This is a genomic window from Listeria booriae (genome assembly GCF_000766865.1).
Lineage (GTDB): Bacteria > Bacillota > Bacilli > Lactobacillales > Listeriaceae > Listeria_A > Listeria_A booriae.
In genome coordinates this window covers 141,778-167,797 of sequence record NZ_JNFA01000031.1, presented here as the reverse complement: position 1 = coordinate 167,797, position 26,020 = coordinate 141,778, and the positions used below count along the sequence as shown (strand labels likewise).

Genomic DNA, 26,020 nt, shown 5'->3' with positions numbered 1-26,020 from the left:
ATTGGTGAAAAATTAGCATCTTCTTCCCCATCGATACTTAGAATAACTTCACGTTTTTTTCCAAACATTGTGATTGAGGTTTTTCCACTCCAATACATATCAAATTCGATTTCGCCAAATAAATCATCATTTATTTTTTTCGATTAAATCTACTCCTTTTTAGCAGCGCTCGAGGAAACACCCTAAAACTTATTTTTACGATTCATCATCAGAAAATCCTAGTGATTCATTTCATATAGTACAGGTCGTCTTCCATTATTTTTTCCAAAAACTCTTTAAGAGAATTGGCTATCAACGTATCAAACAAATAAATCGGACTTGTTTCCCCTTCTCCGAGGCCTATTAAAATTGTTGTACTCTCATCGCCTTCAAAAAAGACTAATTTATCTTCTTCTACCTCATCAAAAATTTCTATGTCTGGATAAAACTCATAATCGTCTATTCTCAACCTAAAATCTCTCACTGACTCTGGGTCCATTAATCTATTTATTTGATACTCTGAACCTTTGAAAAAACCATAGCCTATTTCTAAATAGAACTGTCTTAATTCATTTGGGAAAGTTAAGCCTAATTCCTTTTCTACTTGTTCAATATCTTGTAGATTCAATGGATAAAAACTGTTTTCAGGATTATTAGTCACAAATTTAAATTGCATTATTTTTTCACTCCTTTAAATAACTCTTTTGCAGGTGAACCAGTTCCATGAATACCCGCTTGATGCTCGTCTGGGAATTTTGCTGGATGCATATTCCACCACTCATGTTCGCCACCAAATGTATTTTCGATAAGATGATGCGCGTCGTATGGCTCTCCTGTTTTACGTATAACTCTACCAGATTTAGCAGATAATATTTCTTCAGAATATCGTGGCCATGTTTGATTAGTTTTCTGCTCCCACTCTACGATAAGTTTATTTTTTACTTGTTTGAAAGCCAATCTGTGTTTATTTGTTTCCGCTGGATTCAACTTTGTATACTCTTTTGTTCGCAATGCATCCTTTAGAGCATCTATTTGAATTTTAGCCAACTTACGGCTCGTTCTCTGTTCTACATCCTTAATATAACTTCTAACTAACCCAGAATTAATGGATTTTTTAATAACAATTGGTTCGCCATATTCTTTAATTTTCAGCTCAGACTCTACTTTGCTGATATTACTTTTTTTATATACCATGCCACGACCTTTGAAGGCAACCATGCCTGTCATGACTCCTGCAATAATAGAGAAGCTTTGCATTTTGGTTAATGGTTCTTCTGGATTCAGCAAATTGACACCTTTGGCAGCAGCAACCATATAATCGGTCATGAAGTCACCAGACTCTTCGTCTGCCATTTTAATTGTACCATCTTTTAACGCATCGTTATAGGCAATGGTGGCGTTCGCACTTTCTTCATCGGTTATGCCATTCTTACTCAGTATCCAATAGTTTCCTTCCAATGTTTTTGTATAGTCATCAAAGTTATATTGCTTCGGCTTTTTCTCTGCCACCAAACCATCTAGCCAGCCCATATGTAGCGCTTTTGTGTGGAAGGTATGACTGACAGTATTAAATGCTTTACTGCTTTGAATTTCTGCTAACCCTTGCTTTACTTGATACAGCTTCGTCAGCACATCCTCCATCACATTTTGGTGGCTCATATCAAAATCTAAATAACGTTCTATAATCTGCATTTCATGTTGTAATTGTCCCATTGCTGTTTGCATGCCTAACTGCATCCCGATTTGTTGTCCTAACGAAGAACCACCCGCCATTGATTTCATTTTTACTAACAAGTCTTCATAACGGTTTTGGCACTTTCTTATCTCGCCTTGTAGCGCTTGTAATTCATCGGAATCGATTCTCGCATTCATCGATGGGTCCACTTGATTATGAAAATCCGTGATATACTTTTTTAAAATTTCTTCGGCATCCGTCATACATGCTTTTGTTGTGTCCACAATGGGATAGTGAACCGTTTGGTAGTAGTCTTTCGCACTGTCTGCGATGTCACCTTTGATTTCATTATCTGCTACAATTTTTGCAACTGCTTTTCGATAGTTTGACAGAGCTTCCTTCAATTTTTGAGACTCGCTTAAAAATTGGTCGACAAAATAACGTACTTCGCTAATATCAATGCGTGGCATCTGCTTTCGCCTCTTTCACTCGTTCGACGTCGGCTTTTGCCTGTTTGTGTTCGGCTTGTAGTTGGTCATCTAAGTTATACAGGCGCTTTTGGGTCATGCGTTGTTCTTGATTTAAATCTAATGCGATCACGCCTAATTTGTTCTCCGAAAGGTTGCCTCGCCATGCACTCCCAATTCGTATGAGCAAATCTTCTTGTTGGCGTTTTAATTGCCTAAACTCGCGTTCTACTTCTTCTAACTCCCGTTGTTTCTCTATACTCTTTCTTACGGCATCTTCCTGCTGTTTCATCCCTTCTTTTCACTCCTAAAGTTATTTTATTTGTCTAAATGAAGCGCTTTACTCCACATGTCCGCCATCTTTTTCTCTGAGGCAACAAATGCCTGCTCGACATTTTTTAGATTTTGCACATCCTTATTAAAGGCTTCTGGCATCGCTTTAATCATATTTCCCGCGTCCATACTGCTTTGTACTAGTTGACGTGCAGAACTCGTCGAATAAGACATATTAGGCCGCAAATCAAACGATATGTTATTGGCACTACTGCCGATTTCTTTGGCATGTTCTGATAGACGCCCGCTTGGTAATTGAATTTTCTTTGACATGGCGTTGCTTCCTTTCTAGTTGGATTTTCTGTGTAATCATTGGATCATAATTTCGTATATCTCCTTGATTATACCATTTTAACCTATGTGTGATTCGCTGGCAAATGGTACTACGTCTATTGGCTTGGTTAATATTTGCTTTATGGTGAGATTGTGTAATCATGCTAAGTCATTTAAAACAGTTGCACTCGTGAAAAACCAATGTATATAGCCGAATCATTTTCAGATATTAGAACAACTGAAAATATAAATTTTGGATTACATGAATTATGTGTCATTATATCTGGCGTCACAGCACAGTGAATTGTTAAAATTATTTCAGTTTCTGCATCACTAAATCATGACCTAACAAGTTAACTGTATTTAGTTTGTAATGCCTCCTTTGAAAAATCACACCTTTTATATTATGATTAGAAGAACTGCGAAATTTAGGAGGCTGTTAAATGAAAAAAGATATTCATGTTGTTGGTGCTGTTATCGTTCAAAACGAAAAAATCCTGTGTGCACAAAGGTCTTCAAGCTCCTCTTTAGCTTTGCAATGGGAATTTCCAGGTGGAAAAATCGAAGCTAATGAGACCCCTCAAAATGCTTTGATACGAGAAATTCAAGAAGAAATGGATTGCGAAGTATCTATCGGTGAGCAAGTAGAACATACTGTTTATGAATACGACTTTGGTATCGTTCATCTTACGACATTCCTATGCCACCTAATCCACGGTGAACCAAAACTGTTAGAACATCATGCTATCCAATGGTTACTACCTTCTGAATTAGATTCCCTAACATGGGCTCCGGCTGATATTCCAGCTGTACAGAAGTTGCAACAAATGACCTTCTCACAAAAATAAAGAAGCTTGAATCATATCTTTTCAGAGTGTGTTTACTCATCAAAATATGATTCAAGCTTTTAGTATGTCAACTCACCATATAATTGTTGTGGTATCGTTTTATGAAAGCGCCAAGTTACATTCATAGGAGAGTCACCATGACTACTAACATAATCCACTTCTCCCAAATAGATAAACGGCTCTGTTACACCATCTTCCTTGGCCTTTTTTCTAACAAATAATTTCACTCGAATTCCTAGTTCTTGATGATTAATAAATTTTTCTCCGCGAGATGATGTATGGTTTGTATTATTTTGTGATTGCCAATGGAATTTGTTGTGGTCAATAAAGAAATCGTTATACTCTAAATGCTCCGCAATATCCTCTTTCTCCATATTAACAAACAGGTAAAAACAATTATTATAAAATTGCACACCTTCTCGATTCCATGTTGATAAATCGCCACCAAATCCCTCAAAAACTGCCACATCTTCCTTTCTATATTTTTTATAAAGATGTAACTTTTCATCATGAAGAAAAATTTCTTTACCAAATTCTTGCTCATAGCTGCGTATACCGTAGTCCAGATAACCGTTTAATAAACTCTTGAAAGCATCACCAGCTAATAATGCAGCTAGTTTTGGATCTAAATGAATAGTTCCTTCATCATCTTGAGAACTCTGATTTAACGCTTTATTGTTGGTTAATCTTGTAATTGCAAATCCGATCGAGGCCATTTCCTGCTCTGGCATTGTTATCGAAAATACATATTCAACATACTTTTGCACGCTCTCTAAATTCACTTTACCATCTTTTAAAAGCAGAACTAAGGCTATATAATCATAAAATTTACGAATTGGAATAAGGCTTGAAATACTATTAAATAGCTTTGTTAATTCTTTGTTTTCAAAAATCACTGTATCGATAGTATCAGCTAGTTCCGTTTTTTGTTTGATGGTATGAATATTTTTATACGTTGTTCCAGATAATAATTGTCTAATTTTTGGTGCGTTCTCAAATTTAACAAAATCAAGTATCTGTACTGTCCGATTACTTCCTGTACTTTGCTTTACTACTTTATCAAAATCCTGGAACATCGCCCTAATATTATCCGCCGTATTAAACTTTGTCGTATCTAATGTTCGCAATATCTCTTCTTTTACAATCGGTGACAAATCTATATGCAAATTAGCATTTAACTCCTTAAAGTTACTATGCACCATATACCGTATTTTATTTTTATCGATATATCCTTGTTCCCTATCACCCATTAAAGCTACTGGAATTAGATAACTCTTCCTGTGATTAGCAACAAAATCGAGTACCGTTACATATTCTTTGTTCGCTGATTTTCGTAATCCACGCCCAAGTTGTTGTGTAAAAACAATAGCCGATTCAGTAGGCCGTAAAAATAAAATCAGATTCAATTCAGGAATATCGATGCCTTCATTAAAAATATCCACAGTAAAAATAAACTGCAAATCATCATTTACATCGCGAAGTCGTTTTATCATCTCTACTCTTTTTTCACCCTTGTCTTCATCCGTGAGGCAGACACTTTTTATACCTTCTCGATTAAACTGTTCGCTCATAAATTTTGCATGCTCTTTGTTGACGCAAAAACCTAAACCGTGTAGCGTATCGCCACTATATTGATATTTCTTCATATTTTTTAAAATCAGGTCTACCCGTCTATTCGTGTTTAGTTGTATAACTAATTCGCGCTCGCTATTAAAAGCCATGTTTAGTTCTGACAGCGTATGATCTGAAATACCAAAGTAATGGAAAGGTGCTAATAACTCTCTTTCTAGCGCTTCTTCTAAACGTATGTTAGAGACCACGTTATTCTCTGCTATTTCATATATGTTCACTTTATCAGTTCGTTCAGGCGTCGCAGTTAATCCTAATAGAAATCTAGGCTGAAAATGAGCAATCAATCCTTCGTACTGCGGGGCCGCTGCGCGATGAAACTCATCAATGATAATAAAATCAAAGTGATCCATTGGAATATCTTCTAAATCTTTAGCAAGTGTTTGCATCGATGCAAATGTAAACTTAGCCAATTCTTTTTTTCCTGATTTATAATAAGAAAATGAATTGAGATTATCATCAAACACATTGCGGAATGTCCTATGAGCACTTTCTAAAAGTTCTATTCGGTGAGCGATAAAAAGCACGGAACTCGCGCCAATATCTTTAGCAGCAAACGCAGCCAGATAAGTTTTTCCGGTTCCTGTTGCCGCAATCGCAAGTGCTCTAGTGTGACCATTTCTCATCGATTCTTGTATATTGATTAATGCCTCATCTTGCATTGAATTCGGTTTTAACTCTGTTGAATCCAGTGTTTGAGAATTAGTGAAGCTCGCTTTAAATGTTGACTTCCCATCTTTGATTCGGCAATACTCCTTGTAATCACTCACATAAGTTTCGTCTAAGTAAGCAATATTATCATGATTCCAAAGGTGCTCAAATCTCGATTGCCCCGTTTTCACAACACTGTCCGAATCTTTCTCGTATGTGCGCAAATTCCACTCTTCTCCGTTTTTCAGTGCTGCTTTTGAAATGTTAGAAGAACCTAAAATGATTGAATCGGCTCCATTATTTCGGTAAAACATATATGATTTAGCATGAAAGCTGTCTAGACTACTTTGAGGCTGATAAATTCTTGTCTCAATATTAGGGTACTGCAAAAGTGTCTCCATGGCACTCGGCTCTGTAATATTTAAGTATGTAGTTGTTATAACCCTACCTTTAATTCCTGCTTGTTGTAACTGATCTAACGTACTCACAAGCAAACTTAATCCAGAAGTTCGTATGAAACTAACAACGATATCAAAACTAGAACAGGTTGACAATTCTTTTTTCAAAACGTCTAAAAGCTGTTCCGCCTCATTATAAATTAATTTAGTTTCCTCAAAGCCTGTCTTATTTAATGCTGTATCATCCCAATACTCGCCCATTTTTTCTTCTGGAAATTCCAAACTTAGTTGCTGCGGCTGCTTGTCAACAACGTATTCAGCAACAGGTTCACGAACTTCATCCGCATTCTCACTATTTTTCTCTGAATAATATTCGTCCATCTCTATCTCAATCCACCTTGTTAGTAAATTTCTACTATTCTTATTATAGCTTATTTGGCTATTTTTTACCTCTAACTATGTCATTTTGTCATTTTTATTCTGTTCTGAGAATAGTATGATATGATTAAAATAAAAAAGGAGGCTCCAAATGCCAACAACACTCCACGTCGTCGCAGCTATTATTCAAAACGAAAATAAAATACTCTGTGTCCAACGCCTCGATTCGGCGATTAATGGCTCAGATTGGGAATTTCCTGGTGGTAAAATAGAGCCTGGCGAAACACCCGAAAATGCGCTTATTCGAGAGGTTCAGGAGGAAATTGGCTGTCTCATTTATGTGAGGAAAGAATTTAGCCAAACCACCTATGCGTACGATTTTGCCAATGTCCACCTCACTTGTTTTCTTTGTGATTTAGTTCATGGTACACCTGCGCTACATGTTCATCAAGCAATGAAATGGCTGCCACTTGGTGAATTGTCCGACCTAACTTGGTCACCAGCGAACCTCCCAGCCGTTCACAAACTTCAGAAAAAAGATGCCTAATCGCGCTGACTAGGCATCTTTTTGTTATCTCCTTGCTTTGCTCACCTTCAACTTCTTCCCTTTCACCGTCGTCTCCTGCATCGCCTTCAACACAAGCGTGCCTTTTCCATTCAAAATCTCCACAAATGACACATTATCCTCAATTGTAATAATCCCAATATCATCTGCGCTCACGCCATCTAATTTCGCAATTGTCCCTACGAAATCCACAGCGCGTAACTTCTTCTTTTTCCCGCCGTTAAAATACAATTTCATAATATCTTTACTAAGCGCCGCGCTCTTATCCTTCTTCACGACTGGCGCCTCATCCATTTTCTCATCAAACGCAGGTTTTCGTGCGGCAACAATCGCCTCACTCGGCAGATCAACTTGCGGGATTTCAAATCCAATATATGCCTCGATTTCGGCTATAAAACGGTCTTCATTCGGCGTCACAAACGTAATCGCCTTTCCACTGCGACCAGCTCTTCCTGTCCGCCCAGTCCGGTGCACATAGCTCTCTTTTTCTAGCGGCACATCGTAATTTACCACCAGCGAAATATTTTCAATATCAATCCCGCGCGCCGCCACATCTGTTGCTACTAAGAAGCGGAATTGTCCGCGTTTAAAATCATTCATCACGCCAAAACGATCTTCTTGTGTCAAGCCACCGTGGATTTTCTCAGCTGGATAGCCCATTCTGCGCAATTGTGTATACGCATCGTCCACGCGTTCTTGTGTTCTGCAAAAAATAATCGCACTATCAGGATTTTGCACAATCAATGTATTGCGTAACGCCAACATTTTTGCATCTTCTTTGACAATTACTTTTTCGTGCGAAATGTCCGCCGTAGTCAGGCCAGTTGCCGTGATTTCAACGTGTTGCGGTGTTTTCATATATTTTTCACTAAGCACGGCAATGTCTGTCGGTAATGTCGCTGAGAACAACATCGTCACGCGGTTTTTCGGTAAGGCTTGAATAATCGCCTCCACTTGTTCGATAAAGCCCATGTTCAGCATTTCATCCGCCTCATCAATGACCAAATACCGCACTTTTTCAAGGCTTAGCGTTCCTTTTTCGATATGATCGAGCGTCCGCCCAGGCGTGCCAACAACCACGTGGCTCTTCTGCTTCAGCTCCAACTTCTGTTTCGCAAAAGGAGACTTCCCGAAAATCGCCGTAGCCTTAATCCGCTTAAAACGCCCAATATTCGTAAAATCAGCCTTCACCTGCGCCGCCAATTCCCGCGTCGGCTCCAAAACCAAAGCTTGCGGCTTATTCTCGCCCCACTCCACAAGCTCACAAATCGGAATCGCAAACGACGCAGTCTTCCCGCTACCCGTCTGCGCCTTCACAACCACATCCCGCTCCTGCAAAACCAGCGGCACAACCTCCCGCTGCACCTCCGTCGCCTCCTTATACCCCAACCCAGCCAACGCCTTCTCAATATCCGAACTAATATTACCAAATTTCATAACTCAACCTCATAACTATTGTTTTATTTTAAGTATAACACGAAAAGCTGAGAGAGCCCGTTCAGCTCCGAAAAAGTTTGGAGCAGGCGCAATAAAAATCCTCCCTTGATTTTTATGGAGGCTGTGAAAACTTCGAGGAGCTGGCTCTCGAAGCTAGACAAAAACGAAAAGCTGAGAGAGCCCGTCTAGCTCCGAAAAAGTTTGGAGCAGGCGCAATAAAAATCCTCTCTTGATTTTTATGGAGGCTGTGAAAACTTCGAGGAGCTGGCTCTTGAAGCTAGACAAAAACGAAAAGCTGAGAGAGCCCGTCTAGCTCCGAAAAAGTTTGGAGCAGGCGCAATAAAAATCCTCTCTTGATTTTTATGGAGGCTGTGAAAACTTCGAGGAGCTGGCTCTCGAAGCTAGACACCACGCGCGACGCCAAACTCGCCATGCCCAAACATCGCCCACCGCCATAACCCACAAAGGAAGGCAGTCTCATTTCATTCGACTGCATATTGAGGTTCTAACTCAGCACACTACGCTTCATAAGAACCACAACAAAAGAGCCCGCTTAGCTCCGAAAAAGTTTGGAGCAGGCGTAGTAAAAATCCTCCCTTGATTTTTATGGAGGCTGTGAAAACTTCGAGGAGCTGGCTCTTGAAGCTAGCCACCACGCGCGACGCCAAACCCGCCATGCCCAAACATCGCCCACCGCCATAACCCACAAAGGAAGGCAGTCTCATTTCATTCGACTGCATATTGAGGTTCTAACTCAGCACACTACGCTTCATAAGAACCACAACAAAAGAGCCCGCTTAGCTCCGAAAAAGTTTGGAGCAGGCGTAGTAAAAATCCTCCCTTGATTTTTATGGAGGCTGTGAAAACTTCGAGGAGCTGGCTCTTGAAGCTAGCCACCACGCGCGACGCCAAACCCGCCATGCCCAAACATCGCCCACCGCCATAACCCACAAAGGAAGGCAGTCTCATTTCATTCGACTGCATATTGAGGTTCTAACTCAGCAAACTACGCTTCATAAGAACCACAACAAAAGAGCCCGTTCAACCTCTCAAAGCTAGATGCCACAATCGACCAGCCCAAACATCACCCACCACCATCACTCCCATATAGTCATCCCACCCATTTTATATTATAATATCTATAGCAAACACATCTGCATCAGAAAGGAATAAACCCCATGAAAAAGTCCAAACTCATTATCGCAAGCAGCATCATCCTAATTTTCGCAATTGGCATTCTTTTCACCGTCCACACTATGGAAAAACAAACACAATCACAACCCCCATCCCAGAAAAATCCGACAACCGCTGACGTCAAACAAATCTCAGCCCAAACGCAAAAAACACTACAAGCCATCGCAAATTCCGGCGGAGATACCAAATCACAAAAGCAATTAACCCAACTTCTAAGCGCTACAAAACAATTCAAACACACCAAAAATAAAAACAGCGACTACATCCAACAAGTCACCGCCTGCCTTCAAACGCTCCAAGACTACAAATCAGGCAAAGCCGACAAGAAAGCGCTCGGCAAAGTGTACCCTGCATTCATCGCGACCGAAAAGCAATTACCCGACATCACGAAAACCACGCAATATCAATGGTTCTACGCGGCAGCTGCCAATTATGAACAAGGCTTAAAACAAAAAGGCGTCATCACCCTCACGATGGTTGGCGATAATTCTTTTGGCACCTATCCTGAAACACCCGAACATCTTAAATTTGACAATGTTTTCAAGAAGAACAACGGCACGGACACCTACGTCTATCAAAACTGCCTGCCGTGGTTCAAATCTGATGACTACACTGTTATCAATGCCGAAAGTGCTTTTACAACAGCGACAAAAGCCGAGGTGAAAATGTGGCGGATTAAGAGTGATCCAGCGCATGTGGCCTTCCTACCGGCAAGTGGCGTCGAAGCCGCAAATCTCGCGAATAATCACACGATGGACTACTTCCAAGTTGGCTATGACGATACGTTGAAAGCTTTTAAAGATAATGATATTCCTGTTTTCAATAAAGATATGCCGCTCATCACTAAAATCGGTGGTATCAAAACCGTTTTCCTAGGCTACGATTGCCGTTCGAGCCAGCAGTCACCAAGCTATCTCGCCCAAATCGAAGCCGATGTCAAAAAGTATAAAAAAGATGATACGCTAGTCATTGTAAATATGCACTGGGGCGTCGAATACCATGAAACACCAGTGGATTACCAAACCCAGTTCGGTCATGCAATCATTGATGCAGGCGCTGATATCATTATGGGTTCCCATCCGCATCGCCTAGAAAGCGTTGAAAAATACAATGGTAAATACATCGTTTACAGCATGGGAGACTTCGCGTTCGGTGCTGATCCGACATTGCTTTCACGCATGACATCGATGTTCCGTTTACGTTTTACCGAAGAAAATAATCAAATCACATTGAAAAGCATCTCCATCGTGCCAACTTACGAGAATTCTGATGGTAGTCTGAACGAAAATAACTACCAGCCACTCCCAGTTTTCGGTGCCGATGCTAAAAAAATTGTCAATGAGTTAACCCGCATTAGTAAACCAATTAATGGCGGCGTCACAACGTATGACTATTTTGATCCATTTTAATTAAGAAAGAAGGAACCCGAATTTGAAAGAACTATTTCAACTACTTAAAGAAGGTAACAAATCCGCACTCACCGCGGCAATCGTGAACGTTCTCGTTTCCGTCATTAAAGGCGCGACCTACATTTTTACCGGAAATGTCGCGATGTTTGCTGAAACGCTACACAGTCTCGGTGATGCAGCCAACCAATTTTTCGTTTTCGTTGGTTCGGCACTTAGTAAAAAACGCCCGACAAAGCGCTTTCCGAATGGTTTTGGCCGTGTTGTTAATCTCGTACTTCTCGGCGCTGTTCTGGTCGTTGGTATCATGGCTTTTGAGACGATCAAGGAAGGTATTTCACACATTTTCCATCCGACGGAATCTACTGGTTTTGTGATTAACTTAGTGGTGCTTGCGGTCTGTACGATTCTGGAAAGCTTCGTTCTTGTCAAAGCAATGCGCGAAATCACACACGATGTTGGCCTTGAATCGCATGGTTTGAACCTTTTCAAAGATAGTATCGCGAATTTTGGAAAAGCAAAAGCGGCAACTCGCCTCGTTTTCCTCGAAGATTCGGTGGCTACAGGTGGCGGATTGTTAGCGATGATTGCAATTATTATTTCGCATTACACGCCATATCACCAAGCAGAAGGTATTGCCTCGGCGCTTATCGGGATTATGATGTTTATCGTCGTCGGAAAAGTATTTCTTGATAATGCGGCCGGCGCGATTGGCGAATCTGATGAAGGTATGCAAGTTCAGATTGGTCAGCTTGTTATGAGTGATCCTGATGTGCAAGATATTCAAGTCATTAAAGTTTTAAAAGAAGGCGACTTTTACCATGTCGATGTGGAGGTCGAGCTTAATCCAGCGCTCACACTTGCCGAAGTCGATGATATTAAAGATCGTCTCGAAGAAAGTATCCTCCAAGTCCCTCATGTCGTCGATGTTCTCGTTTCCTTTGACGAAGATGACGCGATTCGTAATTGGCAATATGGCGATGGTCGTTAGAATACGAATGCGGTTTCAAATCTCCCCTGATTTGGCCGTATTTTTTTATTTCCAGATATCTTAAAAATTTTTTCTTCATTTTGCAAAGTTTTTGATTGACTCTTCCTTCCATTTGCCATATAATCAAATAGTTAATTAAGTTAACTAATTACTTAAAGCAAAAGGAGACTAAACACATGACACAAACGACTCATGCGGAAAAGCCGGTGGATATCCACGGTAAGCCGTACAATCGAATGCTATTAATGACAGTGATGCTTGTGGGGGCATTCGTCGCTATCTTAAACCAAACCATTTTATCAACAGCTTTGCCTCACATCATGAAAGATCTAGATATTACAGCATCTACAGGACAATGGTTAACGACCGCGTTCCTACTTATGAACGGGATTATGATTCCGATCACCGCCATGCTTATTGGCAAAATCAACTCTAAAACATTATTCTTAACCGCAATGATTGTCTTCACAATCGGTACTGCTATTTCAGCTTTTTCTGATAGCTTTACTTGGTTACTTATTGGGCGTATTGTCCAAGCCGCTGGGGCCGGAATTTTGATGCCTCTTATGCAAACCATTTTCTTACTTATCTTCCCGCCAGATCGACGTGGTGCGGCAATGGGTATGGTCGGGTTAGTTATCGCTTTTGCGCCAGCTATTGGGCCAACTTTATCAGGATGGATTGTTGATAGCTATGATTGGCACATGCTTTTCATCATTTTGCTTCCAATCGCCGTTATTGATATTATCTTCGCCCTTTTCGCAATGAGAAAAGTAGTCGAACTGACGAATCCGAAAATCGATATTCTTTCTATCGCGCTTTCGACAATCGGCTTTGGTGCCTTGCTTTACGGCTTTAGTAGTGCGGGTACAGACGGTTGGACAGACGGCCTTGTGCTTACGATGTTCGCAGTCGGCGTTGTTGGCTTAATCCTATTCATTTGGCGCCAACTTAAAATGGAAAAACCAATGCTCGAACTTCGCGTTTTCAAATCACCAGTTTTCACGCTTTCCACTATTATTAGTGCAATCGTGATGATGTCAATGATTGGTGCAGAAATCGTGTTACCACTTTACATTCAAAATATTCTCGGCGATTCGGCGCTACATTCTGGTCTGTTACTACTGCCAGGTGCCATCGTGATGGGTGTTATGAGCCCGATTACCGGTATTATTTTTGATAGAATTGGTCCGAAATTACTTGCGATTGTAGGTATGACTTTACTTGTGGCCGGTACAATTCCGTTCATGTTCTTAACGAAGGACACGTCGACTATGTACATTATCGTCTTCTACGCTGTGCGTTTCTTCGGTATTTCAATGGTTATGATGCCGATGTCAACAGCTGGTATGAACTCGTTGCCACTGAACATGATGAGTCACGGTACTGCGGTCAACAACACGATTCGCCAAGTTGCCGGTTCAATCGGTACAGCGATCCTAATTACAGTCCTAAGTAACGTAACGAAAAACAACATGCCTGGAAAAGCTTTGGCGATGACTGATCCACAAGCATTCCAAAGCCAAGCATTAACAGCAAACCTTGACGGTATGAAAGCAGCGTTCATCGTTGCCGTAGCCTTCGCGGTTGTCGGCTTGATTCTAAGCCTATTCGTGAAAGATATTCGTCCTAAAGGGAAGAAAACAGTAGCTAAATAAGATTCGAGCAACACATCCGGTGAAAAACTTGCGATGTGTTGCTTTTTTATTTGACGTTTTATGCTAAGATAGTAAAAAAGGTTTTTCTACTATGGAAAAGAGGAATTTGGATGGAGTTTGTTTTGATTTTGTTGCCGATTTTCGGTATTTTTGCGATTGGATTTATTGGGCAGAAAACGTTGAAGTTCGATATTCCGAATTTATCGAAGTTGACGCTTTACTTGATGTCACCGTTTTTGGCGTTTAACACGTTTTATACGAATGCGTTGACGATGGACTATTTATACTTATTTATTTTTGTAGTCGGGCTTTGTTTGTCGATTATTGCGATTGTTTATGTGATTGCGAAAGTGATGAATTATGATATTCAAGATGCGTGCGCGATGATTCTAGCTTCTGCTTTTATGAATAATGGGAATTATGGGACACCTGTTGTTTTGCTGATTTTTGGTGCGGCAGGGCTTGATATTGCGGTTATTTTGATGGTGTTGCAACAGCTTGCGATGAGTACCATTGGGGTCTTTTTTGCGGCTAGGGGAAGTGCACAGAATGCGAGTATGAAAATCGTATGGCAACGCGTTGTGCGAATGCCTGTTGCTTACGGGGCGTTGCTTGGGATTTTGCTACAACTTGTACATATGCCGATTCCAGCTGGCGTGATGACCTGTGTGAAACTCGTTGGAGATGCGGCGATTCCGACGATTATGATCGTGCTTGGGATGCAGCTCGCGGTGATTTCGTTTCGCCGCATTGATATTCCGAAAGTGTCGATGTCCCTTATTTTACGACTTGCGATTTCACCTCTTATCGCGGTTTTGTTTACGCTGATTCTTCCTGTCGATACAATGACAAAACAAATTATGATTTTGCTTGCGGCCATGCCAACTGCTGCGAATACAACACTTCTGGCGGTTCAATTCAATACGAAACCCGACCTTGTTTCCAGCACAACATTTATTAGCACCGTCCTGAGCATTATTACGCTACCTATTGTCTTATTATTTATTTTTTGATTAGAAATTAATGACAAGATGCTAACTTTGTGGTATAGTTTACAAAGTTAATATTTTTTGTTTGGTTAATCACAATGTTTTTTTACACCACGATAACGCCGGGCCTACAATAGGCATGGCGTTACTTTGTGTTTCCAAGCGTTGTCCCTGTGCCATTGTAAATAAAGAGTTAGGAGCGTGTCCGTTTGAAAAATTTGATCGTCGCATCGGAGTATCGCAAACTAAGATTACTACACACTTTATTTAAAACTGACCAAAACTATCAAAAGAAAGAACTTGCAAATCTACTTCATTGCTCTACAAGAACGCTAGAAACTGATATTATTTCTCTCCAAGAACTGTTTGATAAGAACGTCGCCCACGTTTATGAGGATGATACTAAAAATATCCGCCTTGATGTTGGTGAACATGTAAATTTTGCTTATCTTTACGCGCTTGTCGTGAGTAATTCGTATCTTTATTCGCTAGCAAAAGATGCTTTTGAGGAGAAAGCCATACATTTAGCAGATTGGGCAAAAGAACATTTTGTTAGCCTCCCTACAATTTATCGTCGTGTTCGCAAAATCGATACCTATCTGGCCGAAAGTAATCTTGTTTTAGAAACTAGCCCTTTAACCATTAAAGGACCTGAAATCAATCTTCGCTTTTTCTACTACCAAATCTACAGTAAATCTTACCCCTACACGGAATGGCCATTTCCAGATATACCTTATGAAATTATTGATACTTTTATTTCGCAAGCGGAGGCTTTTTATCATATTCATTTTTCGTTATCATCAAGAATTAAATATGCGATTTCTATTGCTGTTTCATTGACTCGAGCTAAGCAAGGGCATGACTTCTCGCTTCCAGCTAAAGATATCGCTATTTGGACAGAAATTCTTCATTCTCAGCCAGAAGGACGCACGATAGATTACACGCTTTTAGAAAATATTTTTGGTAATACGTTAAGTTCTTGTGAGCGTTATTTTATTGCTATTACTATGTTTTGGAGTCATTTCACACATACGAGTGGGCTATTTTTGAGCATCCGCGCTAAAACTAATCCTGAAGCTTTTTTACCAAAGTACAAGCTTGCCCAGGAGTTGGTAGAACTTTTAAATGATTTTCATATTGACGATACGGATCTTGCTGTTCGTGAGACTGTCGATTTCCTCGCTCGCTTTTCATTCATTGATAAAGCTAATATTTTACCCGAACTTCCCCCTCAAAAAATGTCAGCAGAAGAAGTCACACTACGTGACCAGATTCGTAAAACGTTAAGTAAATATGCAAACCATCCTGATTATCGATTTATTCGTCCAAACCTTCCTTTGATTGTGAATCGGCTTGTTGAAATTTATAGTATCTTTATTAAACAAAAAGCGGATTTCGATGCGCTTCATGTGAAAGTCATTTCTGAAAACGGGTATTTGTGGGAAGAATATTTGCGTGGCGAAATTCGTAGAAAATATTCGGAAGACCAGCTCGTTATTTGTGAGGAGAAGGAAGTGCATGCTCCAAAGTCACATATTGATTTGATTATTAGTGACTTTCCGTTTTATGAGCAGCCAGATATTGAGGCAGATGGCTTACTTTGGAATATTCCGCCTTCATCGACCGATTTTGCTCAGCTGGACATGATTTTAGAACGCCGAGCATAAGAAAAAGCGAGTACAAATCACCAACTGGATTTGTGCTCGCTTTTTCTTATGGTATTAACAATATTTTGCCGGTACTTTTTCTGCTTTCTAATAAATCGTGTGCTTCTTTCCCTTTAGATAATGGGAATTTGCGTGGTTGGTTTACGGTGATTTTGCCTGCGATAATCATGTCGAATAAAGCTTTAGAGCGTTTGATGCGTTCTTCTTTGCTTGTTAGGAAGCTCCATAAATCGCCGCCTGTCAACGTTTTGGAAGTGTCCATTAGCATGCGTGGGTCTACCGACACTGGATCTCCACCTGACATGCCGTAAAACACGACAGCGCCCTTATCACGAACAGCTTGAAAACTTTCCATCAATGTGGAGCCGACCGAGTCATAAGCCACATCGATTTTTCCAGCTAGTTTTTCAGCCCAATTGTCACTGTATAGCAAAACTTCTTCCGCGCCGAGTTTCCGCGCTACTTCAGCTTTCTCTTCTGTAGATGTGAGGCCGATGACAGTGCCGCCAAGTGACGTAATAATTTGCGTCAACATTTGACCGACGCCACCAGCAACGGCGTGAACTAGCGCCACATCGCCATAACGAATCGCGTAACTATCTTTCGCCAAATAGCTCGCCGTCAGTCCTTGTAATAGCACCGAAGCCGCAATCTCGTCGTGAATGCCGTCTGGAATCGGAATCGCCTTGTTCACAGGAACTGCCACAAGTTCAGCATTCGCAAGCGGAACGTCCACAAACGCCACACGCTCACCGAGTACAAAATCCGTCACGCCTTCGCCAAGCCCAACAACGACTCCCGCACCTTCATACCCAAGTACATACGGCGCGTCCCCCACTAAATGATAGTTCCCTTTCCGTCGATAAATATCCGCAAAATTAAGTCCAATTGCCGTCGTACTAAGCAAAATTTCTCCTGGTCCTGCAACAGCATCCGCAATTTCTGCATACTGCAACACATCTGAACTGCCAAACTCATTAAAAACCAATGCCTTCATCTTCTCGACCCCTCATCTATGTAGAAAAAGTCCGCAATCAGATGCGAACCCTTCCCATATTTCACTCTCACTCAGCGGCTGCTTGTTTTGCTTCCGCTTCTGCTTTTTCACGCATTCTTTCACGAACGCCCTTCTTCTTGATTTGTTTACTACGTAATTGACCACATGCTGCGTCGATGTCTGTTCCATGCTCGCGACGTACCACGCAGTTAATGCCTTTGCGTTTCAATGTTTCGTAGAACGCGTCAATGACTGCCGTGTCGCTACGTTGGTATTGGTCATGCTCATCTACTGGATTATACGGAATCAAGTTCACCCATGCAAGGTGGCGTTTCTCACCGATTAAAGCCGCCAGCTCCAACGCTTCTTGTTTGTGATCGTTGACGTCTTTTAGCATGATGTACTCGTATGTGATACGGCGATTCGTTTTCTCCAAGTAATATTCGACCGCTTCCATCAATTTCTCAAGTGGATATGTCTTATTAATGCGCATGATACGCGTACGTAAATCGTTGTTCGGCGCATGTAACGATACCGCCAAATTGACGCGAATATCTTCATTTGCAAAATCAATAATGCGCGGTGCAAGACCACTTGTTGAAACCGTGATATGGCGTGCACCAATGCCTAGACCTTTCTGATCGTTCACCACATGAAGGAAATCAATCACATTATCATAGTTGTCAAACGGCTCGCCGATTCCCATCACCACGATATGACTTACACGATCGCCATTTCCTTTCGAATCCAAATGATGTTGCACGTTCATAATTTGCTCGACAATTTCGCCAGCATTCAAATCACGTTGCTTCTTCAAAAGCCCACTCGCACAAAAAGTACAGCCGATGTTGCAGCCGACCTGTGTCGTTACACAAACACTAAGCCCGTAAGAATGCGTCATCATAACTGTCTCAATTAAGTTGCCATCCGAAAGTTGGAATAAATATTTCGTCGTTCCATCTTTCGATTCTTGTTTAATTTGTTCATTCAATGTGTGCATCGTGAAATGTTCATCCAGCATATCCACACATGCTTTGTTTAAATTCGTCATTTGCGAAAATTCAGTGACACGCTTCACGTAGAGCCAGTCCCACACTTGCGTTGCGCGGAATTTCTTCTCGCCCTTCTCTTCAAACCAATCGCCAAGCTGCGCCAACGTCAACCCGTAAATCGAGCTTTTGTCCATTCTTCAAAAACCTCTTTTCAAAATTTCATTACGTCTTATCCAAATTATAGCTGTTTTCGCGTGTATTCGCAAGGTTTGGTTTAGTATCACAATGCATTAAAAAACGACCATAAATGATCGTTTAATAAATAAAACTAGCGACAATCGCGTCTACCGTCGTATTTTCATGTAAATCACTATGTTGCGCATTACTTCCTGTCACAATTTTTTCACTATATGATGCCACTTGATTTGCAAAAATAAGTCGTGAGGACAAGGCGCTCTGAACGGGAACGACACCGTCTGAAACCTGATTATCATCCAAGTCTCCCGCAATCGAAAGGACTTGCAATTTGGAATCTAAATTTCCGTTGTTGGCAATGTAATCTTGCAGTGCTTCCGTCCGATTCGCCACATCAATAAAATCAGCCGTCGCCGCGTTATCTTCCTCATCCAAATCATTAAACGGCGTCCCAATCACGACTAATTTCTCCATCACTGGCGCTGCGTCATCCGCTAATTTTTCCGCATAGGTTGTGAGTGCCAAACCACCGTTGGAGTGACCAATCGCATCGAATTGCGTCACGTTGTATTTGTTCTGAATGTCCTTAATCACCGCATCAACCCATTTTGCCTCTTGAGCTATCGGCGCATCATTGTTTTCAAACACGACTTGGATAAATGGATTCTTGGATTTATCGCTCAGCGTCCCGTCGTACACTAGCGTGCCATCTTTTTTGACAGTAATGATAACTTTGTCAGAAGATTGGCCGTATGTAGCAATAATTCGTGAAATCATGCCGTTAAATGAATTTGCCGTGCCGTGCGTCCCATGCACTAATAAAATCGGCGTTGTTTTAGATAGATCAGCATCTTTGACCTTCGCCGAATATGCCTTGATAGATCCAAAAACCGCAACCGCTAAAAATAAACATCCTCCAAATAAAGCAATTCTCCGCCACATAATCATAACCTCTTTCCCCGAACTGATATCTTATAGACTTACTTTACCCCTAAAAAATGAACAAACTATTACCAAAATATTAGAGTTTTAAGAAGTTTTGTGACATGGGAAATCAGATTACTTTTTTATACTTACCTTCCTTAAGAATTCATCTCTAAATCTATTTAATTCTATATTGGGTGAGATGTACATTTGGCTTTACTCAAATCGAGCGAAAGCGTTTGTATTCCAAGAGTTTGGTGGAAGCCGGAAGCGGAGCATACTTGTGTATGTGAGAACCGGAAGTCCGCCAAACTCTTGGAATGCGAACGCTTGCCGCCGATTTATCACATACATCCACAAATTCAAACATTACTTTGACACATAGAGTAATCCATGTTATTATTACTCTATCAGATAGAACACTGTGCGCGCAGTTACATTTTGAATATTTTGGAGGTTTTGAAAATGATAACTATAAAAAAACATATCGACCAACTTTTTAATGATATTCCGGTCACCGAAGAAAGTTTACTTATGAAAGAAGAAATTTTGCAGAGCTTGGAAGATAAGGTCGATGTACTGATGGCACAAGGGAAATCCGAAGAAGATGCTATCAATAAGGCTATTGTCGAGCTTGGTGACTTAACGGATTTGCGTGAGGAATTGTCCGAATATCGGGTGAAAATACCGAAATCTTATCTTGCTTGGACGCATTTCCAATTTTCTTTAATCGGCGCAGCGCTCATCATTGGCCTGCTACTTTTTATCAATGTTTACTACACGCCTAACGTGCTTTGGGTCATCTTCCCTGCTTTTGGTGTCGTTTGGTGGCCGCTTGCTATGTACTTTAGATGCCTTCGCTTGCAAGGGAGGGCTATGAATTGAGAGGTTTAGTCAGTTTTTCAATCGTCGGGAGCGCCATCTGCATGTTTTTCTTAGTGGCACTCAATTTCTTTTTAACGCCAACGCTTGATTGGAGCATTTATCCTTGTATTGCCTTGTTATTATGGCCGTTATCCATGTATTTCGTATATCGCCAAAATTTGAAACAGTTTGCATGGTTTACAAGTCTTGTTTTTCTTATTTTGCTCACGGTTATTAATTTGCGGGAAACGCCTGATGTGCTCTGGGTGCTTTATGCGGCGTATCCGCTTGTGTTCTGGCCTGTCTTCACAATGCTTGGAAAAAGAGCGTATACGATGACGGTTGCTATTATTGGTGCTGTTGTGACAAGTCTTTATTATGCCTTGCTAAATATTGCTTTTTCACCGGATGCGCCTTGGGTTATCGCGATTATTTTTGCGGTTGGTTGGTGGCCTTTGTCGCTGTACCATGCGCGTAAAGGAAGCTTTTTTGCCTACTCCGTTCAGGCTAGCATTTGGGTTAGTGCTTTTATGATTGGCATGAACTGGGCGTTTTCACCGAGTGTGATTTGGGCGATTTATCCGATTTTCGCGGTGGTTTGGTGGCCTTTATCGATGTACTTCTTTCGTGCGAAGCATCACATGCATTCTTTATAAATTTATGTTACATTTATAGAAGCAAATCTTTTTTGAAGGAGCTACTATAAATATGGAAAATCAACTGGATGAAAAAACGGTCGATAAACAACTCGCAAACCCGCGTTGGATGACTTTGACAATCGCCATTATTTGCGCGCTATACGCATTGTTTACAGTGCTTGGCGTGTTCTACCTATTCCAATTATCGACAAAAGGACTCTCGGACGTTGCTACCCAAGCAATGCTCACTGCCAAAATCGTCATGTCTGCGTCCTTCGTATTGTTCGCCATCTTCTCATTGTTACTATTTAATAACTATTCGAAACTACGCAAAAATATTGTCGTGCCTAAAATGCTGTACTTCGCGCTAAGTGTTTTCATGCTCTTATCCGCAGCAAACAGTCTTGCTACTAGCAATATATCTGGCGTTTTCTTACCACTCATTATTCTATTGTTTGCAATCAAAATAATAATGGATCTCGGTAAAGTAAAATAAATGAACTAATCGGAGATACAAACAGGGTTTTTATGTAAAACATTAACTTTCTAAAATATGGATGGAATGTCGCATTAGATTGCGATGTTTCATCTTTTTTTCGCGTTTAAAAAAATTATTTTTACCATATCGTGCCGTTTTTCACACAAATTTTGAGGTAATATGTAAAATATACGACTTTAAAATACATAAATGTGTCTAAAATGTGACGAATGGAGTGTGAAAATTTTGAAAAAATATCTGGTTGCCCTTTTACTGTCCTTTTTGCTTGTCGTTGTTAGCCTTGGCCATGTATCTGCGCAAACCATTGCAGAGCGAAATACGTCGATTAATAATTGGAAAACAGCATTGACAGGAAAAGCCTTTCCAAAATCGAATACCGCTTTAAAACTAACGCTTACCGAAAAAGAAAACGATTTAAAACAAAATGTGCTCAGTAGACTAAATACAAACCCTAGTAAAAACTATATTTTCTCTAACATTACTTCTTGGAAAACAAACTCCACACAACTTACAATGACAGCTCTCAATATCGAAAAAATGGCGACATTATACCAAACACCGAATTCTATATATTACCATAGTCCGACTATTAAACAAAATATTTTGTACGCATTGAATTGGTTTTACACCAAAGCCTACAATGAAAAAACCGTTGACAATTACGGAAACTGGTATGACTGGCAAATTGCTACTCCAGGCTCCCTAGTCAATACACTAACTTTAATGAAAACAGATCTAACCGATGCCCAGCTACAAAATTACTTAAAAGGCGTGAACCGCTTCAATCCTGCAAAAGCCGCTACAGATCGTTATTTAGGAACTGGTGCAAATCGGGTGAACAAAGCCTTTGTCATTATTATGAGCGGTGTTTTGGGTAACAATCAAAGCAAAATCACGCTCGGCAATGATATTTTGAAAAGAGTCTATGTACCCGTTACGAGCGGTGATGGTTTTTATGAAGATGGTACCTTTATTCAGCATACAAATACGCCGTACACAACTGGATACGGTGCTGATATTCTGGCCAGAAGCGCCGATTTTTATCAAATATTTAACGGCACATCGACATTAGGAACTTTTCGCTCGCTTCCAATGATGTTTAAATACCTTGATACAACCTACTCCCCAGTGCTTTACAAAAACGAGCCATTAGATATGACTCGTGGTCGTGGCGTTACCTTAAAAGCTACTACTAGCGAACAAGTTGGCAATGGTCTTCTCTACGACATGTTCACTGTCAGCCAAAAAAATTCAAATCCAGCCTATCGTAAAAAATACGCCATCTTAACAAAATCATCCATTGCTAACGCCTCATTGCGCGCTGACTTCTATAAATCATTAACCGTAGCACAAGCTCAAACCTTCCAAACCTTACTACAAAACAAAAATATCAGTAACGCCTATCCAAGCCCCACACAAAACAAAATGATGAGTTACGCTAGTCAAATGATTGATAGAAAGCCAAGCTATGTAGCAGGAATTAGCATGTTCTCGAAGAAAGCCTCTGCCTTTGAAAGCATTACTGGTGCGAATAAACTAGGCTTTTACACCGGAACTGGCGCTCTTTACTTATACAACGGCGACAACGCATTCGAAGGCGAATACTACGGAACTGTTGATATGACAAGTCTCGCAGGCACAACAACCGATCATAAAACACGACCTATCACTGTAGACAACGCCAAATACCTCAACCCACAAGCTTGGTCTGGTGGTGTTTCGGATGGCACAAACGGCGCGGCAACAATGCACTACAGCATGAAAAACGTCACTGGAAGCAGTTTAGAAGCCCGCAAATCATGGTTTTTCCTAAATAACCGAATTGTCGCGTTAGGCGCTGGTATTTCTTCCAAAGAAAATCTAAACACCGAGACCATCGTGGAAAACCGCCAACTAACAAATACAGCCCGCAACACCTTCGTCGTTAATGGTCAAACCTTAAATCTTGGCCAAACAAAAACGATTGCAAAAACAAAATGGGCACACCTAAACGGTCTCACACTTGTGCAAAATATCGGCTACGTCTTCCCAAATGCCACAACGATAACCGCCTACAAAAAGACCCGAACTGGCGATTGGAATACGATCAACACACGTAATAAATCAGCATTAACAAGCGCCAATTACGCAGGTATCACCATTTCACACGGCAAAAAGCCAACCAATAAAAGTTATAGCTACATCATCCTACCAGGCAAAAATCAAAAAGCAACCGAAGCCTACAGCAAAAAAATCGACATCGAAATTCGCGCGAACAACCTAAACCAACAAGCCGTCTTCGACAAAACCCAGAACCTTTGGATCGGCACATTCCGCAATCCCGGCACCGTCAATGGCTACATCGGCCAAACCCGTGGCGCTATCATGGTTCGCAAAACAGCTAAAACAGAAAAAGTAACCCTATCCGATCCAACCATGGAACAAAAAAGCACCATCTTCCTCGTACCAAAACTCGCCGGTCATAAACTAAAAAGCAAACCTGCAGAAGCTACCGTCACAACATCCGGAAAGAACTGGCGAATCCAAGTCAACACCTCCGCCAAAAACGGTAAATCATTTACTGTCCTATTCGGCAAATAGCATAAATAAAGGCTTGAAAACAAAGTATCCCTTTGCTTTTCAAGCCTTTTCATCTCTTCACGCTATTTCTCAATACATGCAATAAACGACGCGTAGTCTTCGATGCCAAGAATCACTTCTTCCTCATGCTCATTCAACACATAATACAAATAACTAAAAACTTTCAATTCCGTGCTAACATTCGGATTCACACAAGCTACTAAAACGTTCTGCACCAACGTGCCATCCACTTCTACTGGATGAATCAAATGCACAAATACCGCAAAAAATGCTTGGTTTCGCTGGGTCGTACAATGCGGAACGGCGAGGTGGTTAATGACAAGATTATCGCCTTTTTGCTCCCGTTCTTTAATTTTGACTGCTTCTTCCTCACTGAGCGTCCCATTCGCCTCAAGCTGTATGCAAATCCCCGCAATAACCGCATCCCAATTATCGGTTGGCTTATTTTGATAACTCATTGCCAGCGCTTCAGGGAAATACGTTTTAATATTTTTATGCACGTCGATTTTTTCTAGCGTGTCTTGGATTGTTTGGAGTTCGGCCTTGGTAATCACTTGTTTGATTGAGATTTGCGTGACATCGCTATTTACTTCTTGGAATGGCGCGTTGTTTAGGATGAGCTTGATGTCGTGTTGTTCTAGCGCGGACTTCAATTCTTGACGGTGCATGACTAAAATAAGTTCGATTGCCGGCAGTTCTTTTTCGATCATCTGCTTGTTGATACTAGCCACCGCGTACTGGTCGGAGAAAAGTAACACCTTCGAAGCTGGCTGTTTCATCCGTTCCATCGCACACGAAAAATAAAGCCCAATCAAGTCAATATCATAAAGTTCCATGCCAAATTGTTCGTTGGCACGTGCTACAAAAGCAATGCTCAAATCAAAAGCTAGCGGATAGACCGCTTTAATGTTCGCGATATTATGCAGTTTCCGGTCGTGTAAAATAATGGGGTACGCGATGCTTCGCTTCAAATGTGCGGTCAATTGCTCCACTAATTCCAAATCGTACACAGAAGCATTATAATGTTCCGCGAGCTGTTGTAGCATTTGCTGTACTTGTTCTAACGTCACCAGTGCATCTTTTTGTTTTTGCGTAGAAGTGAATGCCGTCAATAACGCGCAAGCTTCCTCGCCGATCTCAAATACACGGAAAAATGACGCGACTTCTCCTGTTTCATCCCCCAACACTTGCGCAGCCAAAAGTAAACTCACAAAATGCGCCGAATGAATGTTGGGATAATACTCGCTAATCTCGCTTGCCCGCACGGTTTGTAAAAGCGCGTTGTAATCCGCCATCTCGATGCCCAAGCGATTGCAAAAGAAGGCTGGATTTTTATCAATTAAGTTCGCTAACAAAATTAATTTTCGCATAATTGTTTCGTCTAAGTAATGACCGTAGTTCGGCTTGGATTTAATCGCCAGACGATTGGCGTAGTGACTACGTAAAAACACGATTTTTTCAGATAATGTTGGTTTGGATACGTATAAAGTGGCTGCTAAATCATCCAGTGTTCTGAAATCATGACATAATAGTTCAAGCAAAATAAGTTCGTCATCATACATAGACTGATGCAACAAATTCATATAGGCTTGCTTGTCGCGAATATGAAGCTGATAGCCGCCTAATGGATTCGATATCACCTCACCCGTTTCACCAAGAAGGTAATTTATTTGAGAAATATCGCGCAAAACAGTTCTTTTAGAGGTCCCCGTGATTTTTGCGAGTTCCAAACCGCTTGCTTTGCTATGTTCTAGATGTTCCATGATTTGTACTTGCCGCTGATTTAGCATCAC

21 protein-coding genes and 1 pseudogene are annotated in these 26,020 nt (G+C 40.9%); 11 read left to right on the top strand and 11 right to left on the bottom strand.

The annotated features are described in order from the left end of the window. The 5 genes and pseudogenes from EP57_RS17400 to EP57_RS16240 form a co-directional block, all read right to left on the bottom strand. Nucleotides 1-110, bottom strand: a pseudogene (locus tag EP57_RS17400) (hypothetical protein); the annotation flags it as partial. 116 nt (nucleotides 111-226) lie between these two features. Then, nucleotides 227-655, bottom strand: coding sequence for an SMI1/KNR4 family protein (locus tag EP57_RS16255; RefSeq protein WP_036088442.1), 429 nt, complete (start codon nucleotides 653-655; stop codon nucleotides 227-229). Then, nucleotides 655-2,124, bottom strand: coding sequence for a T7SS effector LXG polymorphic toxin (locus tag EP57_RS17300; protein WP_036088440.1), 1,470 nt, complete (start codon nucleotides 2,122-2,124; stop codon nucleotides 655-657). Before EP57_RS17300 ends, EP57_RS16255 begins: the two co-directional genes overlap by 1 nt. Then, nucleotides 2,111-2,413 (bottom strand): hypothetical protein, encoded by a 303-nt coding sequence (locus tag EP57_RS16245; protein WP_036088439.1) that lies wholly within the window; start codon nucleotides 2,411-2,413, stop codon nucleotides 2,111-2,113. Before EP57_RS16245 ends, EP57_RS17300 begins: the two co-directional genes overlap by 14 nt. Nucleotides 2,414-2,439: 26 nt before the next feature. Further along, nucleotides 2,440-2,727 (bottom strand): TIGR04197 family type VII secretion effector, encoded by a 288-nt coding sequence (locus tag EP57_RS16240; protein ID WP_036088438.1) that lies wholly within the window; start codon nucleotides 2,725-2,727, stop codon nucleotides 2,440-2,442. Between the two features lie 443 nt (nucleotides 2,728-3,170). On the opposite strand from EP57_RS16240, the gene EP57_RS16235 reads away from it, so the two are divergent. Then, entirely contained in the window at nucleotides 3,171-3,575 is a 405-nt protein-coding gene (locus EP57_RS16235; protein ID WP_036088437.1) for a (deoxy)nucleoside triphosphate pyrophosphohydrolase, read from the top strand. 59 nt (nucleotides 3,576-3,634) lie between these two features. Here the strand turns inward: EP57_RS16235 and EP57_RS16230 are convergent, their stop codons facing one another. Then, complete coding sequence (locus tag EP57_RS16230; protein ID WP_052167733.1) at nucleotides 3,635-6,634, bottom strand: DUF3427 domain-containing protein; 3,000 nt, start codon at nucleotides 6,632-6,634, stop codon at nucleotides 3,635-3,637. A 148-nt stretch (nucleotides 6,635-6,782) separates the two neighbouring features. Between EP57_RS16230 and EP57_RS16225 the strand changes: the two genes are divergently transcribed. Continuing rightward, nucleotides 6,783-7,178 carry a (deoxy)nucleoside triphosphate pyrophosphohydrolase gene (locus tag EP57_RS16225; RefSeq protein WP_036088435.1) on the top strand — a complete coding sequence of 132 codons (396 nt, stop codon included), beginning with the start codon at nucleotides 6,783-6,785 and terminating at the stop codon, nucleotides 7,176-7,178. A 24-nt stretch (nucleotides 7,179-7,202) separates the two neighbouring features. Here EP57_RS16225 and EP57_RS16220 read toward each other — a convergent pair whose 3' ends face one another. Beyond that, nucleotides 7,203-8,633, bottom strand: coding sequence for a DEAD/DEAH box helicase (locus EP57_RS16220; protein ID WP_036088434.1), 1,431 nt, complete (start codon nucleotides 8,631-8,633; stop codon nucleotides 7,203-7,205). A 1,178-nt stretch (nucleotides 8,634-9,811) separates the two neighbouring features. Between EP57_RS16220 and EP57_RS16215 the strand changes: the two genes are divergently transcribed. The 5 genes from EP57_RS16215 (at nucleotide 9,812) to EP57_RS16195 (ending at nucleotide 16,538) form a co-directional block, all read left to right on the top strand. Then, a complete protein-coding gene (locus tag EP57_RS16215; protein ID WP_036088433.1) occupies nucleotides 9,812-11,236 on the top strand; it encodes a CapA family protein in 1,425 nt (474 codons plus the stop codon). 22 nt (nucleotides 11,237-11,258) lie between these two features. Then, entirely contained in the window at nucleotides 11,259-12,224 is a 966-nt protein-coding gene (locus EP57_RS16210) for a cation diffusion facilitator family transporter (protein ID WP_036088432.1), read from the top strand. 176 nt (nucleotides 12,225-12,400) lie between these two features. After that, entirely contained in the window at nucleotides 12,401-13,882 is a 1,482-nt protein-coding gene (locus EP57_RS16205; protein WP_036088430.1) for a DHA2 family efflux MFS transporter permease subunit, read from the top strand. 110 nt (nucleotides 13,883-13,992) lie between these two features. Further along, a complete protein-coding gene (locus EP57_RS16200) occupies nucleotides 13,993-14,895 on the top strand; it encodes an AEC family transporter (RefSeq protein ID WP_036088427.1) in 903 nt (300 codons plus the stop codon). Nucleotides 14,896-15,080: 185 nt separating this feature from the next. Then, on the top strand, nucleotides 15,081-16,538 hold the full coding sequence (locus EP57_RS16195; protein WP_036088424.1) for an AcpB/EbpR/MafR family transcriptional regulator: 1,458 nt from the start codon (nucleotides 15,081-15,083) through the stop codon (nucleotides 16,536-16,538). A gap of 46 nt (nucleotides 16,539-16,584) precedes the next feature. Here the strand turns inward: EP57_RS16195 and EP57_RS16190 are convergent, their stop codons facing one another. From EP57_RS16190 to EP57_RS16180, 3 genes are all read right to left on the bottom strand, one after another. Further along, nucleotides 16,585-17,535, bottom strand: a complete 951-nt coding sequence (locus tag EP57_RS16190; RefSeq protein ID WP_036088423.1) for a quinone oxidoreductase family protein — start codon at nucleotides 17,533-17,535, stop codon at nucleotides 16,585-16,587. Nucleotides 17,536-17,602: 67 nt separating this feature from the next. Next, nucleotides 17,603-18,721: a dual-specificity RNA methyltransferase RlmN gene (gene rlmN, locus EP57_RS16185; RefSeq protein ID WP_036088422.1), complete on the bottom strand. Its 1,119-nt coding sequence runs from the start codon at nucleotides 18,719-18,721 to the stop codon at nucleotides 17,603-17,605. A 121-nt stretch (nucleotides 18,722-18,842) separates the two neighbouring features. Beyond that, nucleotides 18,843-19,664: an alpha/beta hydrolase gene (locus EP57_RS16180; RefSeq protein ID WP_052167732.1), complete on the bottom strand. Its 822-nt coding sequence runs from the start codon at nucleotides 19,662-19,664 to the stop codon at nucleotides 18,843-18,845. A gap of 447 nt (nucleotides 19,665-20,111) precedes the next feature. Between EP57_RS16180 and EP57_RS16175 the strand changes: the two genes are divergently transcribed. From EP57_RS16175 to EP57_RS16160, 4 genes are all read left to right on the top strand, one after another. Beyond that, nucleotides 20,112-20,531 carry a permease prefix domain 1-containing protein gene (locus tag EP57_RS16175; RefSeq protein ID WP_036088421.1) on the top strand — a complete coding sequence of 140 codons (420 nt, stop codon included), beginning with the start codon at nucleotides 20,112-20,114 and terminating at the stop codon, nucleotides 20,529-20,531. Further along, nucleotides 20,528-21,166: a hypothetical protein gene (locus tag EP57_RS16170; RefSeq protein ID WP_036088419.1), complete on the top strand. Its 639-nt coding sequence runs from the start codon at nucleotides 20,528-20,530 to the stop codon at nucleotides 21,164-21,166. The genes EP57_RS16175 and EP57_RS16170 overlap by 4 nt, the downstream gene beginning before the upstream one ends. A gap of 52 nt (nucleotides 21,167-21,218) precedes the next feature. Then, nucleotides 21,219-21,644: a hypothetical protein gene (locus tag EP57_RS16165; protein ID WP_036088417.1), complete on the top strand. Its 426-nt coding sequence runs from the start codon at nucleotides 21,219-21,221 to the stop codon at nucleotides 21,642-21,644. Nucleotides 21,645-21,872: 228 nt separating this feature from the next. Continuing rightward, complete coding sequence (locus EP57_RS16160; protein ID WP_052167731.1) at nucleotides 21,873-24,227, top strand: polysaccharide lyase 8 family protein; 2,355 nt, start codon at nucleotides 21,873-21,875, stop codon at nucleotides 24,225-24,227. A 62-nt stretch (nucleotides 24,228-24,289) separates the two neighbouring features. Here the strand turns inward: EP57_RS16160 and EP57_RS16155 are convergent, their stop codons facing one another. Next, a complete protein-coding gene (locus EP57_RS16155) occupies nucleotides 24,290-26,017 on the bottom strand; it encodes a PTS sugar transporter subunit IIA (protein WP_036088416.1) in 1,728 nt (575 codons plus the stop codon). Nucleotides 26,018-26,020 lie beyond the last annotated feature (3 nt).

What these genes read in the sequence shown, in the direction of transcription:
- EP57_RS16255 (WP_036088442.1), bottom strand. Translation starts at nt 655, where the DNA reads ATGCAATTTAAATTTGTGACTAATAATCCTGAAAACAGTTTTTATCCA.
- EP57_RS17300 (WP_036088440.1), bottom strand. Translation starts at nt 2,124, where the DNA reads ATGCCACGCATTGATATTAGCGAAGTACGTTATTTTGTCGACCAATTT.
- EP57_RS16245 (WP_036088439.1), bottom strand. Translation starts at nt 2,413, where the DNA reads ATGAAACAGCAGGAAGATGCCGTAAGAAAGAGTATAGAGAAACAACGG.
- EP57_RS16240 (WP_036088438.1), bottom strand. Translation starts at nt 2,727, where the DNA reads ATGTCAAAGAAAATTCAATTACCAAGCGGGCGTCTATCAGAACATGCC.
- EP57_RS16235 (WP_036088437.1), top strand. Translation starts at nt 3,171, where the DNA reads ATGAAAAAAGATATTCATGTTGTTGGTGCTGTTATCGTTCAAAACGAA.
- EP57_RS16230 (WP_052167733.1), bottom strand. Translation starts at nt 6,634, where the DNA reads ATGGACGAATATTATTCAGAGAAAAATAGTGAGAATGCGGATGAAGTT.
- EP57_RS16225 (WP_036088435.1), top strand. Translation starts at nt 6,783, where the DNA reads ATGCCAACAACACTCCACGTCGTCGCAGCTATTATTCAAAACGAAAAT.
- EP57_RS16220 (WP_036088434.1), bottom strand. Translation starts at nt 8,633, where the DNA reads ATGAAATTTGGTAATATTAGTTCGGATATTGAGAAGGCGTTGGCTGGG.
- EP57_RS16215 (WP_036088433.1), top strand. Translation starts at nt 9,812, where the DNA reads ATGAAAAAGTCCAAACTCATTATCGCAAGCAGCATCATCCTAATTTTC.
- EP57_RS16205 (WP_036088430.1), top strand. Translation starts at nt 12,401, where the DNA reads ATGACACAAACGACTCATGCGGAAAAGCCGGTGGATATCCACGGTAAG.
- EP57_RS16200 (WP_036088427.1), top strand. Translation starts at nt 13,993, where the DNA reads ATGGAGTTTGTTTTGATTTTGTTGCCGATTTTCGGTATTTTTGCGATT.
- EP57_RS16190 (WP_036088423.1), bottom strand. Translation starts at nt 17,535, where the DNA reads ATGAAGGCATTGGTTTTTAATGAGTTTGGCAGTTCAGATGTGTTGCAG.
- rlmN (WP_036088422.1), bottom strand. Translation starts at nt 18,721, where the DNA reads ATGGACAAAAGCTCGATTTACGGGTTGACGTTGGCGCAGCTTGGCGAT.
- EP57_RS16180 (WP_052167732.1), bottom strand. Translation starts at nt 19,664, where the DNA reads ATGTGGCGGAGAATTGCTTTATTTGGAGGATGTTTATTTTTAGCGGTT.
- EP57_RS16175 (WP_036088421.1), top strand. Translation starts at nt 20,112, where the DNA reads ATGATAACTATAAAAAAACATATCGACCAACTTTTTAATGATATTCCG.
- EP57_RS16165 (WP_036088417.1), top strand. Translation starts at nt 21,219, where the DNA reads ATGGAAAATCAACTGGATGAAAAAACGGTCGATAAACAACTCGCAAAC.
- EP57_RS16155 (WP_036088416.1), bottom strand. Translation starts at nt 26,017, where the DNA reads ATGCTAAATCAGCGGCAAGTACAAATCATGGAACATCTAGAACATAGC.